Raw genomic sequence first — 15149 nt, forward strand, 5'->3', positions numbered from 1 at the left:
ACGCAGCAGCCCCTCCCCTGCCGCACCCACCTCACCGACGCCGTGCGTCCCACCCGTGTCATTGCGACTTCCGCGGCCAACCTGGCTCGCGAGCCGAAAGGTGAGGGAGCCGGGAAGGCGACCGGTCAACGGGAGCGCGGTTGTCCCGGTTCGCCGCAGGCTGGGCCTGGCGGGAGCCGGGAGCGCGCGCAGCGCGCGAGCGGCGGATGGGACAGCGGCGAACCGGGACAACCGCGCGACCCACAAACCAAGGCGAGCACACGGCATACGGAAGGGCTAGAAGGCGAGCTCCATGGCCCGCCGCCGCACCTCGGTCTTGAACCCGCCGCGCAGCGCGTCGATCGGCGCACCGTCCACCGGCAGGGTCGCGTCGGGGGTGAAGAGCCAACGCACGATCTCGTCGTCCTTCATGCCACCGTCGCCGAGCACGGTGAACGTGCCCTTGAGCGCGCTGAGCACGCCCTCGTCGTCGAAGAACTTCTCGGGGACGGCGACGACGTTGCGCTCGCCGACACGCGAGGCGAGCACCTCGCGGTCGTCGATGAGACGACGCACGTCCGAGAGCGAGATGCCGAGGCGCTCGGCGATGTCGGGCACGGTCAGCCACTGGCCGACGAGGGTCTCGAGCTGGGTCTCCTGGTCACTCACGGTGGCCAGCGTGCCACAGATCCCCCCACAGTCTAGTCACAGCCGCTACTCTGACAACGCCTGTCTCAGGAGTCACACAGACAACACGACGCCGGTCCCCCGTCGTCGCGGAAAGGACGGCCTCCATGGTCATCGCCCTCCCCCCGGCGACGGTGCCACCGAACGCAGTCATCCCGACGCACGTGGTCAGCCACAGCACCCCGGCCCCGCACGGCTGGACGAACTACACCGTGAGGAGCGGTGACACGCTCATCGGCCTCGCCGCGACGTTCCGCACGACGCCGCGCACACTCGCGGCCAGGAACGGCATCAGCGATGCTCGGCGCCTCTGGGCCGGGAGCACCATCCAGGTGCCGGCCCGCGCGAGGGCCGCGGCCAAGGCGGCCCCGCGCGCCACCGCACGCAGGCTCGGCACCCACACGGTGCGGGCCGGCGAGACGCTCTCCGACATCGCCGCCCGCTACCGCACCACCGTGCCGGCGATCGCCAAGGCGAGCGGCATCTCGCCGCGCTCGTTCATCTTCCCCGGCCAGAAGCTGCGCCTCTCGACCGCCGCCGCTCCGGCGCGAGCGACCGCGAAGTCCGCGGCTGCGGCGAAGTCGCGGGGGACGGCATACCGCGTCCGCAACGGCGACACCCTGCTCGGGATCGCCGCCAGGCACGGCCGCACCGTCTCGGCCCTCGTCAAGGCCAACCGCCTGAGGGGCACGACGATCTACGCCGGCCAGCGGCTCGTCATCCCGGGCACCCCCGCGCGCAAGTCGGCGCCGAAGACCCTGCCCAACACGTTCGCCGGGCGCACGTACCCCGACAAGATCGTCCGCAACGCCGCTCGCAACCGCGCGATCCTCGCCAAGCGCTCGGTTCCCACGCGGGCCCAGACCAAGAAGCTCATCGCCTCGACGGCCCGTCGTCACGGTGTCGACCCCCGGCTGGCCCTCGCGATCTCGATGCAGGAGTCGGGCTGGAACCAGCGGCAGGTCTCGGTCGCCAACGCCGTCGGCATCATGCAGGTCATCCCGTCCGGCGGTGAGTGGGCCTCGTCCCTCATCGGCCGCAAGCTCGACCTGCTCGACCCCGAGGACAACGTCACCGCTGGCGTCGTCATGCTCCGGGCGCTCACCCGGATGGCCGCGTCGGAGGACCAGGCGATCGCCGGGTACTACCAGGGGCTGGCCTCGGTGCGCTCGCGCGGCATGTTCACCGACACCCGGGCCTACGTCGCGAACATCAAGGCACTCAAGGGCCGTATGTGACACCGGCGGGGTCGAGCACCGGGGTCCACGGGCCGCCTCCGGGCAGTCCGTACACTCGTCGGGTGTCCACCGCCCCCACCGACGACCTCGTCGGCGAGACCCTCGACGGCCGATACCGGGTCCTCGAGCGCCTGGCCGACGGTGGCATGGCCTCGGTGTACCTCGCGGTCGACACCCGGCTCGACCGGGAGGTCGCCCTCAAGGTCATGCGGCCCCACCTCGCCCGGGACGAGGCCTTCCGCTCGCGGTTCCACCGTGAGGCCCGGTCGGCTGCCCGGCTGTCGCACCCGGGCGTCGTCGCCGTCTTCGACCAGGGCGAGGACGACGGACGGATGTTCCTCGCGATGGAGTACGTCCCCGGGCACACCCTGCGCGAGGTCATCGAGGCCGAGGGTGCGCTGACGCCCCGGGCGGCGGTCGACATCATGCTGCCGGTGCTCGACGCCCTCGCGGCCGCCCACCGGGCCGGGATCATCCACCGCGACGTCAAGCCCGAGAACGTCATCCTCCGCGAGGACGGCGCCGTCAAGGTCGCCGACTTCGGGCTTGCCCGTGCCGTGACGTCCCACACCGTCACGTCCTCGTCCGGGCTGCTGCTCGGCACGGTCTCCTACCTCTCCCCCGAGCAGGTCGAGCGCGGGATCGCCGATGCCCGCAGTGACGTCTACGCGGCCGGGCTCCTGCTCTTCGAGATGCTCACCGGCTCCAAGGCGTTCGACGGGGACACGGCGATCAACGTCGCCTACCAGCACGTGCACGCCGGTGCGCCGCGGCTGCGTGACCGTGACCCGCATGCCCCGGAGATCCTCGACGAGCTCGTGGCGACCGCGACCTCTCGCGACCCCGACGGCCGCCCGGCGGACGCTGCCGCGTTCGCGACGCTCCTGCGCACCGCGCGGCGCGAACTCACCCCGGCCGAGCTCGACGACCGCCCCACCGCTGCCGCCGCCGGGGCCGCCGCCGCCACCGTCACCCGCACGACCGCCCTCCCGGTCGAGCGCCCCACGACCCGGGAGCGCACCCAGCACCAGCCGGCGTCCGCGACCTCCCTGCGCGAGCAGGTCCGCGGCGCACCTCCGGCCACCGCCGGCCTCCCGGCACGCACCTCCGGTCCGCAGGGGCGCCGCCGTGCCGTGTGGCCGTGGATCCTCGTCGTCGTGTCGGCAGCCATCGCGTCGGCGACCGCGTGGTTCTTCATCGCCGGTCCCGGCGCCCCGACCATCGTCCCGGCCGTCGTCGGCAAGCCCGTCGTCGCGGCCGAGTCCGCCCTGCGCGCCCAGCACCTCGACGCGTCGCGACGCGAGGGGTTCAGCGAGACGGTGGCCCGCGGGGTCGTCATCTCGAGCAGCCCCAAGGCCAACGACGAGGTCCGGCGCGGCACGGTCGTCACCCTCGTCGTCTCCAAGGGACCCGAGCGCTACGCCGTCCCAGCCCTTGCGGGCAAGAGCCTCGCCGAAGCGACCGAGCAGGTCACCGCGGCCAACCTCGCCCTCGGGAAGGTGACGGAGGCCTTCAACGAGAAGGTTCCCGACGGACAGGTGATCGCCACCGCCCCGAAGGCCGGCACCGCCCTCAAACGCGGCAGCGTCGTCGCCCTCACCGTGAGCAAGGGCCGTCAGCCGGTCCCCGTCGAGAACTTCACCGGCAAGCCGCTGGACGCCGCCAAGGCGGCGCTGGGCAAGGCCGGCCTCGTCGTCGAGGTGTCCGGCGAGGAGAACAGCGACACCGTGCCCGCCGGCTCGATCATCCGTCAGGAGCCCGCCGGCGGCACCCTCTTCAGGGGCGACAAGGTCACCGTCGTCACCTCCAAGGGACCGGTGCTCATCACCGTCCCCGGCGGCCTCATCGGCAAGCAGTTCACCGAGGTGCGGCAGATCCTCACCACGGCCGGGTTCAGGGTGACCGAGCGACAGGCCATCCCCGGCATCAACTTCGGCACGGTGCAGGGCCTGAGCCTGCCCGAGGGGTCGCAGCAGCCCAAGGGCTCCGAGATCGTCGTGACGACGGTCTGAGGTGACCGCACGCCCCTCGCCGGTCCACGACGGCCGAGCCCGTCTCGCCGTCCTGCTCCTGCTCGCCGTGACGGCGGTCTGGGGCTCGACGTTCTTCCTCATCCGCGACCTCGTCGACCACGTCCCGTCGGCCGACTTCCTCGCGGTCCGCTTCGGCATCGCCGCCGTGCTCATGTTCGCGCTCTTCCACCGGCAGACCCTCGCCCTGAGCCGGCGTGGGCTCTCGCTGGGCGCCGGTCTCGGCGTCCTGTATGCCGTCGCACAGCTCCTCCAGACCGTCGGCCTCGAGACGACCGCGGCATCCGTGTCCGGGTTCCTCACCGGCACCTACATCGTCCTCACCCCAGTCCTCGGCGCGCTCCTCCTGCGCGACCACGTCCCCCGCGCTGCGTGGATGGCCGCCGTCATCGCGACGTTCGGCATCGGCGTGCTCTCGCTGCAGGGCCTCGCGATGGGCTTCGGTGAGGCCCTCACCCTCGGCTCGGCCGCGGTCTACGCCCTGCACATCCTCGCCCTGGGTCGCTGGTCGACGGCCTCGACCGCCCTCGGCCTCTCGACCGTCCAGGCCGCCGTCATCTCGCTGGTGTGCCTGGTCGCGGCCGTGCCGGACGGCGTCACCCTCCCCGGGACGGGCGGGCAGTGGGTCTCGCTGCTCTACATGGCGGTGTTCGCCGGGGCGGGCGCGCTCATCGCACAGACGTGGGCGCAGGCCCACCTCACCGCGACGCGGGCCGCCGTCGTCATGGCGATGGAACCCGTGTTCGCTGCTCTCTTCGCGGTCGCGTTCGGTGACGAGGCCGTCACGTGGCGGCTGCTCGTCGGTGGTGGCCTCGTCCTGGGCGCGATGTACCTCGTCGAGCTGCGCGGGAGCGGTCACGAGGAGGGCGTGTCGGCGCTCGAGGACCCGCCGGCGGAGATCCTCCACCACGACGTCTGAGCGCCTGCGGCACTTTTCGACCAATTGGTCACGAAGTGCGGACCGGGCCTGCGGCACTTTTCGACCAATTGGTCACGAAGTGCGGACCGGGCCTGCGGCACTTTTCGACCAATTGGTCACGAAGTGCGGACCGGGCCTGCGGCACTTTTCGACCAATTGGTCACGAAGTGCGTACCGGGCCGGCCACGACCGTCCGGGTCGCTCAGGAGAGGAGGTCGACGAAGACCTCGGCCGCCGCGTCCGTCCCGGCGTCGTCGACGTCGAGGTGCCAGACCAGCCGCACGCCGGTGGGCCCGGCGGCATACGTCCGTATGCCGCGTGCCCCCGCTGCCTCGACGAGCTCGGCGGGTGCCCAGGAGGTCCCCGACAGGTCGAGCATGACGATGTTGGTCTCGACGCGGTCCGGTGAGACCACCGCGGGGGCGACCTCTCCCACGGCCGCGGCAAACCGGGCCGCGCGCGCGTGGTCGTCGGCCAGCCTCTCGACGTGGTGGTCGAGCGCGTGCAGTCCGGCAGCGGCGAGGATGCCGACCTGCCGCATGCCTCCACCGAATCGCTTGCGCCAGATGCGGGCCCGCGCCATGTCCTCGGCCGAGCCGACGAGCACGGACCCGACCGGAGCGCCGAGTCCCTTGGACAGGCACACGCTCACGGTGTCGAACTCCCGGCCGTAGTCGGCGAGCGGGATCCCGGTGGCGACGTGGGCGTTCCACAGCCGGGCACCGTCGAGGTGCAGGGCGACGCCGGCCTCCCGGCTGGCGGACCGCACCTCGCGGATCGCCTCGAGCGGCTGGATCGTGCCACCGCCGAAGTTGTGGGTGTTCTCGACGACGATGAGCGCCGTGCCGACCTGGTACGGGCCGGCACCTGTGCTCATGAGCCCCAGCGGGGCCGACGGCTCGAGCCTCCCGCGGTCGGCGGCCCAGCTGCGCGAGGAGATGCCGGACAGCACCGCCGCGGCACCGAGCTCGGCGCGCAGGACGTGCGCCAGGGAGTCGGCGATGACCTCCTCGCCGGCCGCGACGTGCAGTCGCATGCCCAGTTGGTTGGCCATCGACCCGGTCGGGGTGAACAGGGCCGCCTCGTGGCCGAGCAGCGCCGCCACGCGCGACTCGAGAGCGGCGACGGTCGGGTCCTCGCCGAAGACGTCGTCGCCCACGGGCGCCTGCGCCATCGCCGAGCGCATCGCCTGGGTCGGCTGGGTGAGCGTGTCCGAGAGCAGGTCCGCGACCCAGCGACGCGGCATACCGGGCTCCGCTGCGGGCGCCACGTCCAGGCTCACGGCTCGCGGCTGAGCATCTCGGCGACGAGGAAGGCCAGCTCAAGGCTCTGCTGGTGGTTGAGCCGGGGGTCGCACACCGTCTCGTAGCGCTTGTTGAGGTCGGCGTCCAGGATCTTCTCGGAGCCGCCGATGCACTCGGTGACGTCGTTGCCGGTGAGCTCGACGTGGATGCCTCCGGGCACCGTGCCGAGCCCCTGGTGCACCTCGAAGAAGCCGCGCACCTCGTCGACGACGTCCTCGAAGTCGCGTGTCTTGTAGCCGGACGCCGACTCGAAGGTGTTGCCGTGCATCGGGTCGCAGATCCACGTGACCGCGGCACCGCTCGCCGTGACCTTCTCGACGATCGCCGGCAGGGCGTCGCGGACGTGGCCAGCGCCCATGCGGGTGATGAAGGTGAGGCGCCCCGGCGTGCGGTCGGGGTCGACGAGGTCGATCATCCGCAGCAGGTCGTCGACCTGGGCCTTGGCCGAGACCTTGACGCCGATCGGGTTGTGGATGCGGCTGACGAAGTCGAGGTGCGCCCCGCCGAGGTCACGGGTGCGCTCGCCGATCCAGATGAAGTGGCCCGACGTGTCGTAGAGGTTCCCGGTGCGCGAGTCGACCCTCGTGAGCGGACGCTCGTAGTCGAGGATGAGCGCCTCGTGCGCGGCGAAGAACTCAGTCGTGCGCATCGCCTCGAAGTCGGCGCCACAGGCCGCCATGAACTTCATGGCCTTGTCGATGTCGCGGGCGAGCTTCTCGTAGCGCTGGTTCGCGGCGTTGGCGACGAAGCCACGGTTCCAGTCGTGGACGTGGCGCAGGTCGGCGAAACCGCCTGTGGTGAAAGCCCGCACGAGGTTCAGCGTCGCGCTGCTCGCGTGGTAGGCGCGCACGAGCCGCTGCGGGTCCGGGTGGCGGGCCTCGGGGGTGAACTCGAAGTCGTTGACCATGTCCCCGCGGTATGCGGGAAGGGTGACGTCCTCGCGGGTCTCGGTATTGCTGCTGCGCGGCTTGGCGAACTGCCCCGCCATCCGGCCGACCTTGACGACCGGGACCGACGCGCCGTAGGTGAGGACCGCGGCCATCTGGAGGATCGTCTTGATTCGGTTCTTGATGTTGTCGGCGGTCGCACCGGCGAAGGTCTCGGCGCAGTCGCCGCCCTGGAGGACGAACGCCTCGCCCCGGCCGGCCGACGCCATCCGGTCACGCAGCACGTCGCACTCACCGGCGAAGACCAGCGGCGGATAGGTCGAGAGCTCGGCGACGGCCGTCTCGAGGGCGGCAGCATCCGGCCAGACCGGCTGCTGGGCAGCGGGAAGGTCGGGAGTCGCCTCGAGGAAGGTGCTCAGGTCTGGGCCGATGGTCGTGCTCACGCGTCAAGGATAGGCGCGTCTCGTGATGTGGCCTGCGGCGCCCGTATGCCGGTCAGTCGCGCTGAGTACGTCTCCTCATGGTCTGCGTCAGGCGGCGACGCCACACTGGCATGGATGTTCGATGTGAGGAGACACGCGATGAGCTCTCGAACCAGTGCGACGGCGGCCCCCGTCGCGTTCTTCCTCGTCGTCGGCCTCGGTGCCTGCTCCGGCCGGATTGCGGGGATCGGGTGCACGGGAGCCACGCGCGACACCCTGACCTCGGTCACCCATGTCGACAGGGCGACGATGACCGTCAGCCCCAGCTATGACGACTTCAACCGATCGGTGTGCGGTGGGCGTATGGAGACGAGCTCGAGCGAGTCGTCCGTGATGGAGCACTACCGAGCGGAGCTCGAGCCAGACGGATGGACGGTGCAGGAGACGCAGCGCTCCGTGCTGCAGGCGAGAAGAGCGGACATGTGCCTCACGGTCGGGGCCGAGGGCGGTGCGTCCCGGCCGACGGCCGTCTACGTCAACGCCGGGCCCTGCCACGAGATGCGTGACTACGACCCGGGCGTGCTGTGAGACCGGGTCAGGGCGCGCCGTTCTGGCCGTCCTCGAGGCCCCGGGCGAGCGCGAAGCGCACGAGCTCGACCCGGTTGTGGAGGTGGAGCTTGCCCAGGGTGTTCTGGACGTGGTTCTGCACGGTGCGGTGCGACAGGACGAGCTCGGCCGCGATCTCCTTGTAGGACATGCCGGTCGCGACGAGCCTCAGGACCTCGGTCTCGCGGTCGGTGAGCTCGGGGATCGGTCGCGTGTTCGCGGCAGGAGTGGCCTCGGCCTCGGCGCCACCGGCGGCCATCCGCCGGAACTCCCCCAGCACGAGGCCGGCGAGACCCGGCGTGAAGACCGCCTCGCCGCGGGCCGTCGCGGCCACGGCGTCGACGATCTCCTGGCCGGAGGCCGACTTCACGAGGTAGCCGGTGGCGCCGGCCTTGATGGCGGCGAGGACGTCGAGCTGCTCCCCGCTCGCCGAGAGGATGAGCACCCGGGTCTCGAGGTCACCCAGGGCCCGGCACACCTCGTCGCCGCGCAGACCCGGCAGGTTGAGGTCGAGGACGAGGACGTCGGGCCGGGTCGCCCGCGCCCGCCGCACCGTCGACGGGCCGTCGGCGGCCGTGGCGACCACGTCCAGCCCGGCCTGCGCGAGGTCACGCTCGAGGGCACCGAGCCACAGCGGGTGGTCGTCGGCGACGAGCACCGTCGTCCGGCGCGACGTCGCGCCCTCGGCCGAGGCGTCGGTGGGGTGGTCGGTCATGCGGGCTCCTCGCGGGGGACGGTGATGACGACCCGGCAGCCGGCGCCGGGTCGGGTGATGACGTCTGCAGTGCCGCCGAGGTCGCGTACCCGGCCCACGATCGACTGGCTCACGCCGAGACGGCCGCGCTGGGACGCCGAGAGGAGGTGGCCCTGGTCGACCCCGACGCCGTTGTCGCGCACGGTCACCGTGACGGTGTCGCCGTGGTCCTCGAGGAGCAGCCAGGCCTTGGCGTCCTCCCCCGCGTGGCGGGTGACGTTGTCGAGGGCGGCGGCCACGGCGGCGTCGAGCTCCTCCGCGCGGTTCTCCTCCAGCGGCACGGGACCGCCCGGCAGGGACACGCTCACCCGTTCGCCCTCGTGGGCGCCGAGGAGCAGCCGCAGGTCACGGCGGATCTCCCCCGCCACCGAGGCAGCGAGGCGTGGCCCGAGGACCTCCTCGGACACGAGCCGGCGCAGGGCACGCTCCTGGTCGGCGGCCAGCGCCCCGAGCTCGGCGCCCTGGCCGCCGATCTCGTCGCCCCGGCGGTGGATGAAGGCGAGCGTCTGGAGGACCCCGTCGTGGACGACCCGGGCCAGCCGCTCGCGCTCGCGGAGCCGCTCGCGCTCGGCGAGCACCTGCTCGTAGCGCTGCAGACCCTCACGCGCGAGGTCGACGGCCAGCCCGATGAGCCCGCCGAGCAGGAAGAGCAGCAGGATGTTGTGCCACGTACCGCCGTTCGGCGAGCCGATCTCGATGAGGTCTGCGGCGGAGACGATGGCCGCGACGACCAGCCCGCCCACGCGTCCGTGCAGCACCCCGCCCCCGACGACGCACCCCGCCGCCCACATCGTCGGCAGTGTCAGCGTGCCGGCGGCGACGTCCTCGGGGTGGTCGGCCAGCAGTGTCGCGAAGATGCCCCCGACGGCGAGCGCCACCTCGACGGCGAGGAGCCATGTCGTGCGCCGACGGAAGACGAGCAGCAGCAGGCTGAACCCCATGAGGACGGCGATGACGGTGAACGCCACCCACGGGCGCAGCATCGTGTCGTGGCGACCCCAGACGAGGACGCCGGCGTAGAGGGCCGCCGCGGGGCGAAACCAGTCGAGACCGCGGGAGAACGCCTCGACGATGACCGGCTCGGTGCGACCGGTGCGGACCGACCTCGTGGTGACACCGAACAGCGCCCCCCGGGGCCTGACCGTCTCAGCCCGCACGTTGCTCGTCGGCACCTCGGGTCCCGTCGCTGGTCTCGCCCGCGTCGAGCTCGCGCTCGAGCTCGTCGACGGCGCGGCCGGGCTTGGCGGCCTCGGCCTGCTCACGCTGGAGGATCCGCTTGGCCCGGGTGATCCGGTCCTTCATCGACCCGGCATACATGTCGACGTACTCCTGGCCGGAGAGCTCCATGAGGGCGTACATGACCTCGTCGGTGATCGAGCGCAGGACGAAGCGGTCGTCCTCCATGCCCTTGTAGCGGGAGAAGTCGAGCGGCTTGCCGATGCGTACACCGACCCGCATGACCTTGGGGATGACCTTGCCGGTGGGCTGTGCCTTGTCGGTGTCGATCATCGCGACGGGGATGACCGGGACACCGGCCTCGAGCGCCATCCGCGCGACGCCGGTCTTGCCCTTGTAGAGCCGTCCGTCGGGAGAGCGCGTGCCCTCCGGGTAGAGGCCGAGGAGCTCACCGCGGCGCAGGATCCGCAGGCCGGAGCTCAGGGCCGCCTCGCTGGCCTTGCCTCCCGAGCGGTCGACGGGCACCTGGCCCACGCCCTTGAAGAACGCGGCGGTGAGCCGGCCCTTGAGACCGACCCCGGTGAAGTAGTCGGCCTTCGCGAGAAAGGTCATGCGGCGCGGCACGACGAGGGGAAGGAAGATCGAGTCGGAGAAGGAGAGGTGGTTGCTCGCGAAGATCGCGGCGCCGGTCTCGGGGATGTTCTCCTCGCCGTCGACCCATGGCCGGAACAGAAGCCGCAGGATCGGCCCCAGGAACACGGTCTTGAGCACCCAGTAGAACACCAATGTCCCTTCCGTCGAGTCCAGCACGACTCTAGTGCACGAGCGCGGACGGCCCGACGGACTAAAGAGGAGTCGGGACGTGTTGCCGAAGACGTTCCCGGTCACGGACGACTCGTGACGTGGCACCATTTCTCCTGTCCGTCCCAGCACCCGTGAGGCAGCCATGAACGACCGTGACATCGATGCGGAGTTCGACGCGATCGTCGCCCACTGGGACGACGGCGCCGCGTCGAGCACCCCTCCGGCGCCGCGGACCGTCCAGGACATCACTGCCGCGTATGCCGCACTCTCGCGTCCCGAGGTCGACTCACCCGCCCCGGTGGACGAGCCTGCGGCCGACGCCGCCCCTGACTCCCACGCCGGCGCCGACGCCACCACCGACTCCCCCGTGGATCGGACGTCCGAGCAGGTGCCGGACACCACGAGGGACCGTGTGCAGGACGTCGCCCCGCCGATCGCGCAGGAGCCTGTGCGAGAGGTCGTCGTCCCCCTTCCGGTGCACCGCGACGAGCCCGAGGATCAGGCCGGATCCGCGCCGGAGGCCTGGCGTCAGGGGCACAGCACCGACGAGGAGGACGAGCACTTCGAGCCGCCGCCGGTGCAGCTGCCCCCGGGCGAGGACATCGGCTACTGGGGCGCGCTCCTCGGACTCGTCGGCGGACCGCTCGTCCTGCTCTGGGTGGTGCTGTCCAAGCCGTTCTACGCCGGGTGGTGGACGCTCGGGGCCATCCTCATGTTCTTCGGCGGCTTCGCCCTGATGGTCCTGCGACAGCCCAGGGACCGCGACCCGTTCGACGACGACAACGGCGCCCGCGTCTGACCACGGCAGGCCCTCACAGGGCGTGGGACCCACCACGCGACGTGGGTTCCGGTCACGTCGGCCGACCTGATCGGTGCGGCGACGTCACCCGTTCCGGCCGTCGGTGACGTCACCCGCCGACGCCTGCTCGGCGGGCTCCGTCGCCACCTGGGCCGCCTCCGACTCGGCCTCCTGCACCATCTCCTCGGTCACCGACTCGCTCGCCCGGGCCGAGGCATCCTCCGCTCGCTCCTGCACGACCGAGGGCTCCTCGAGGCGGATGTCGACCCAGGTCGGACGGTGGTCGCTGCCGGCGACGAGGTCGGCCTCCGGGATGTCCAGGGCCACGTGCGGCTCGGCCTGCAGGCCCGACGACGCGAAGATGACGTCGAGGACGCGCCGGGGCCTGATCGCCGGGAAGGTGGGGGTCATCGGCGAGACCGGGCGCATGACGCCGGCGAACGCCTTCCACGCGTCACCGGACTCGTTCTCGTTGAGGTCACCGGCGAGGACGACCTCGCCGCCGACGTTGACGGCTCGCAGGATGACCTGGGCGTGCGCAGCCCTCTCGCGGGCGTCGAGACTGAGGTGGACGCTGGCCACGGCGATGGGCTCGCGCCCCGGCGCGGCCACGCGGGCGAGCGCGAAGCCCCGGGTCCGCTGCAGGAACGCCACCCGCAGGCGCTGGTGGCGAGACTCGACGACGTCGACGCGCAGGGACGTGAAGATCGTCGTCCCACCGCTGCCGCGGTGCCGCCCGGACCAGTACATGCCGCAGTCGCGCGCGAAGTTGGCGACCCGGTGCGTCGAGAACAGCCGGCGTGGCACCTCCTGGAGGCAGAGCACGTCCGGGTCGATCGCGCGCACGACGCGCGCCGCGGCATACGGGTCCTCGAGGAAGTCCCTCGTGTTGTAGCTCGCGACCCGGATCGTGCTCACGGTGTGGCCGCCCCCACCGTCACGAGGGCGACCCGTTGCGGGCGAGGTCGGCAGCGCCGATGAGGCCGGCCTCGTTGCCGAGGCGGGCGGCGACGATTTGCGCCTCCGGCCGGTAGCCGCGACCGGTGAGCCGGCGGCGGAAGGTCTCTCGCGCCGGTCCGAGCAGCAGCTCCCCGGCGGCGGAGACGCCGCCGCCGATGACGAACGTGCCGGGGTCGAAGGCGGCCGCGAGGTTGGCGATGCCGATGCCGAGCCAGTGCCCGATCTCGGCGAGGAGCTCGGTCGAGGTCGGGTCGCCGTCACGGGCGGCTTCGGTGACGATCGGCCCGGTGAGCTCGTCGGCCCGACCGTCCACGCGCGCGGCGAGGTCGGTGGCGACCGGAGAGTTGGCGAGGATCATGGCCCGGGCCTCACGCACGAGGGCGTTGCCGGAGGCGTACTGCTCCCAGCAGCCGCGGTTGCCGCACTCGCAGCGCTGCCCCTCGGGCACGACCTGCATGTGCCCGAACTCGCCGGCGATGCCGTAGCGACCGCGGATGAGCTCGCCGTGCATGAGGATCGCGCCACCGATCCCCGTGCCGAGGTTGACCATCACGACGTCGGACTCGCCCTGGGCCGCGCCGAAGCGCCACTCCGCCCAGCACGCGGCGTTGGCGTCGTTCTCGACGAGGATCGGCGAGTCGATGCGCTTGCTCAGGGCGTCGCGCAACGGCTCGTGCCGCCACGACAGGTGCGGCGCGAAGACGACGGTGGCCCGGTCGGCGGCGACGAAGCCGGCCGCGCCGATGCCGACGGCGGTGACGTCCGGGCGCTGCGAGCGCAGCTCCTCGACGACGTCGACGATGGTGTCCTCGACGACGCGGGGCCGCTTGGAGCGGTGCGGGGTGTCGCGGCGGGCCCGGACGAGGACCTGTCCGTCCTCGTCCACGACTCCACCGGCGACCTTGGTCCCGCCGATGTCGATGCCGATCGCCAGGCTCACGGGGCGTCCTCCTCGTCGACGACGGTGATGGGTTCGGTGCGAGGTGTGCGCTCGCTCGTCGAGTGGCGCTCGGTCGCGTTCGCGCCTGCGGACTCCGTATGCCGGCTGGCCAGGTCCGCGAGGACCGTCGCCGCGGTCGTGGCGAGGTCAGCGAGCCGGCTGAGGGTCTCGGGACTCACGCCGCGCAGTGCGGTGACCGAGCGGCAGACCGGGCACCACGTGCAGGACTCGGCATCGCCCATCGCCACGTGGACGTGCTCGCCCTCCTGCTGGTCCGGGTCGTCGAGGTCCTCCTGTGCCGTCGGGCCCTCGTCCGGGCGGGGCTGCGGCCCCCGCCCCAGGGCCTCGAGCAGCCGGGTGGCCTCCTCGGCCACGGAGCCCACGGCGGCGTCGAGTCGCGCGTCAGCGTCCACGGGGCCACACCTCCTCATCACGTTCGAAGCGCACCCGGAGCATCCCGGAGCGCACACCGGCATTCTTGACGATGCAGCGTCTGAGCACCGAAGGCAACGCGATGACCCTGCGCACACCACCCACGTCGACGACGAGGTCGTCACCGCGGCGGGCGAGGTCGACGTCACCGGACCGCGCGAGCGGGAGTGACAGCAGGAGCACGAACTCCTCGCCGTCGGCCTCGACGTGCAGGCCGCCCACCCGAACCGGCGCCTCGAGCGGGGCGAGCTCGCCCGCGAGGGTCGTCGTCCGGTCGGCGAGGTCCGCGAGCGCGTCCGGGCCGGTCGGCTCCCCCGCGAGATAGGGCGCGACGAGCACGGGCGTGCCGTGGAACGACGCCGTGATCGTGGCGATCCCGGCCGACTGCGCCGCGTTCCAGGCCGCGCGCCACGGGTCGTCGTCGACGGGGATGACCCGGTTCACGACGACCGCGTCCACGGCATACCCGTGCAGTGACAGCGACGTGAGGATGCGGCGGGCCTCGGCGATGACGACGTTCTCGGGCGTGAGGACGATGCGCACGCTCGCGCGCTCGGAGGTGAGCAGGGCACGGACCTCCGCCATGTGGGCCCGCCAGGTCGCGATGACGTCGAGGACCGCGCCGTCGGGCATCGGCAGCCCTGCGGCCTTGGCGGCGGCCGGTCGCATCGCGGTGAGCAGGCGGCGCTGTGCCGGCAGCAGGCGGTCGAGGTGCCACCCGAGCACCTCGGGCAGGGCGAGGAGCCGCAACGTCTCGGCGGTCGGAGCGCAGTCGACGACGATGACGTCCCATTCGCCGCTCGTCGCGTGGTGACCGAGGGTGAGCAGAGCGCTGATCTCGTCGGCGCCGGGCAGGGCGGTGAGCTCCTCGGCCACGACGGGGTCGACGCCGACCGAGTCGAGCACGGTGAGCAGGTAGTCACGCAGGGTCCCCCAGTCGGCGGCCACGCTCGTGCGCGACCCGACGGCCTGGGCATGCAGCCGCTCCTCGACCGGCAGCGTCTGCTCCCACGAGGGGGACGTGCGCAGGTCGACGTCGAGGGCGTCGCCGAGGCTGTGCGCCACGTCCGTGGACATGACGAGGGTCCGACGGCCCACCCGGGCCGACTCGACCGCCATCGCGGCGGCGGTCGTCGTCTTGCCCACGCCACCCTTGCCGGTGACGAGCACGACGCGAGGTGGCGTCGCGGGGGCCGGTTCGGCGGGGTCGAC

The 15149-nt window shown here is 72.2% G+C and carries 15 protein-coding genes; 5 read left to right on the forward strand and 10 right to left on the reverse strand.

The window, feature by feature from the left end; translation table 11 throughout:
* Positions 1–276 precede the first annotated feature (276 nt).
* Positions 277–648 carry an Rv2175c family DNA-binding protein gene (locus LL946_RS18235; protein ID WP_404383242.1) on the reverse strand — a complete coding sequence of 124 codons (372 nt, stop codon included), beginning with the start codon at positions 646–648 and terminating at the stop codon, positions 277–279.
* Positions 649–773: 125 nt separating this feature from the next.
* On the opposite strand from LL946_RS18235, the gene LL946_RS18240 reads away from it, so the two are divergent.
* The 3 genes from LL946_RS18240 to LL946_RS18250 all read left to right on the forward strand — a co-directional run bounded on the left by LL946_RS18240 (position 774) and on the right by LL946_RS18250 (position 4853).
* Positions 774–1904 carry a LysM peptidoglycan-binding domain-containing protein gene (locus tag LL946_RS18240; RefSeq protein WP_404383244.1) on the forward strand — a complete coding sequence of 377 codons (1131 nt, stop codon included), beginning with the start codon at positions 774–776 and terminating at the stop codon, positions 1902–1904.
* 62 nt (positions 1905–1966) lie between these two features.
* On the forward strand, positions 1967–3916 hold the full coding sequence (gene pknB, locus LL946_RS18245; RefSeq protein WP_404383246.1) for a Stk1 family PASTA domain-containing Ser/Thr kinase: 1950 nt from the start codon (positions 1967–1969) through the stop codon (positions 3914–3916).
* Between the two features lies 1 nt (position 3917).
* Positions 3918–4853: a DMT family transporter gene (locus tag LL946_RS18250; protein WP_404383248.1), complete on the forward strand. Its 936-nt coding sequence runs from the start codon at positions 3918–3920 to the stop codon at positions 4851–4853.
* A 202-nt stretch (positions 4854–5055) separates the two neighbouring features.
* Here the strand turns inward: LL946_RS18250 and LL946_RS18255 are convergent, their stop codons facing one another.
* Together LL946_RS18255 and LL946_RS18260 are read right to left on the reverse strand one after the other, a co-directional pair.
* Entirely contained in the window at positions 5056–6135 is a 1080-nt protein-coding gene (locus tag LL946_RS18255; protein WP_404383250.1) for a threonine aldolase family protein, read from the reverse strand.
* Positions 6132–7487: a class II 3-deoxy-7-phosphoheptulonate synthase gene (locus LL946_RS18260; protein WP_404383252.1), complete on the reverse strand. Its 1356-nt coding sequence runs from the start codon at positions 7485–7487 to the stop codon at positions 6132–6134. Before LL946_RS18260 ends, LL946_RS18255 begins: the two co-directional genes overlap by 4 nt.
* 138 nt (positions 7488–7625) lie before the next feature.
* Between LL946_RS18260 and LL946_RS18265 the strand changes: the two genes are divergently transcribed.
* On the forward strand, positions 7626–8054 hold the full coding sequence (locus tag LL946_RS18265) for a hypothetical protein (RefSeq protein WP_404383254.1): 429 nt from the start codon (positions 7626–7628) through the stop codon (positions 8052–8054).
* Positions 8055–8061: 7 nt separating this feature from the next.
* Here the strand turns inward: LL946_RS18265 and LL946_RS18270 are convergent, their stop codons facing one another.
* The 3 genes from LL946_RS18270 to LL946_RS18280 are packed head-to-tail and all read right to left on the reverse strand — an operon-like array spanning position 8062 to position 10785.
* Entirely contained in the window at positions 8062–8787 is a 726-nt protein-coding gene (locus tag LL946_RS18270; RefSeq protein ID WP_404383256.1) for a response regulator, read from the reverse strand.
* Entirely contained in the window at positions 8784–9998 is a 1215-nt protein-coding gene (gene macS, locus LL946_RS18275; protein ID WP_404383258.1) for a MacS family sensor histidine kinase, read from the reverse strand. The genes LL946_RS18270 and macS overlap by 4 nt, the downstream gene beginning before the upstream one ends.
* Complete coding sequence (locus LL946_RS18280; RefSeq protein WP_404386945.1) at positions 9973–10785, reverse strand: lysophospholipid acyltransferase family protein; 813 nt, start codon at positions 10783–10785, stop codon at positions 9973–9975. The genes macS and LL946_RS18280 overlap by 26 nt, the downstream gene beginning before the upstream one ends.
* Before the next feature lie 163 nt (positions 10786–10948).
* On the opposite strand from LL946_RS18280, the gene LL946_RS18285 reads away from it, so the two are divergent.
* The gene (locus tag LL946_RS18285; protein WP_404383260.1) at positions 10949–11605 is read left to right on the forward strand and encodes a hypothetical protein; all 657 of its coding nucleotides are present in this window, start codon (positions 10949–10951) and stop codon (positions 11603–11605) included.
* An 84-nt stretch (positions 11606–11689) separates the two neighbouring features.
* Here LL946_RS18285 and LL946_RS18290 read toward each other — a convergent pair whose 3' ends face one another.
* The 4 genes from LL946_RS18290 to LL946_RS18305 are packed head-to-tail and all read right to left on the reverse strand — an operon-like array spanning position 11690 to position 15107.
* Complete coding sequence (locus LL946_RS18290; protein ID WP_404383261.1) at positions 11690–12523, reverse strand: endonuclease/exonuclease/phosphatase family protein; 834 nt, start codon at positions 12521–12523, stop codon at positions 11690–11692.
* Positions 12524–12542: 19 nt separating this feature from the next.
* The gene (locus LL946_RS18295; RefSeq protein WP_404383263.1) at positions 12543–13505 is read right to left on the reverse strand and encodes an ROK family glucokinase; all 963 of its coding nucleotides are present in this window, start codon (positions 13503–13505) and stop codon (positions 12543–12545) included.
* Positions 13502–13918 carry a hypothetical protein gene (locus LL946_RS18300; RefSeq protein ID WP_404383265.1) on the reverse strand — a complete coding sequence of 139 codons (417 nt, stop codon included), beginning with the start codon at positions 13916–13918 and terminating at the stop codon, positions 13502–13504. Before LL946_RS18300 ends, LL946_RS18295 begins: the two co-directional genes overlap by 4 nt.
* A complete protein-coding gene (locus tag LL946_RS18305; RefSeq protein WP_404383267.1) occupies positions 13908–15107 on the reverse strand; it encodes an ArsA family ATPase in 1200 nt (399 codons plus the stop codon). Before LL946_RS18305 ends, LL946_RS18300 begins: the two co-directional genes overlap by 11 nt.
* Positions 15108–15149 lie beyond the last annotated feature (42 nt).

Source organism: Knoellia locipacati, from assembly GCF_044791685.1.
GTDB classification, from domain to species: Bacteria; Actinomycetota; Actinomycetes; order Actinomycetales; family Dermatophilaceae; genus Knoellia; species Knoellia locipacati_A.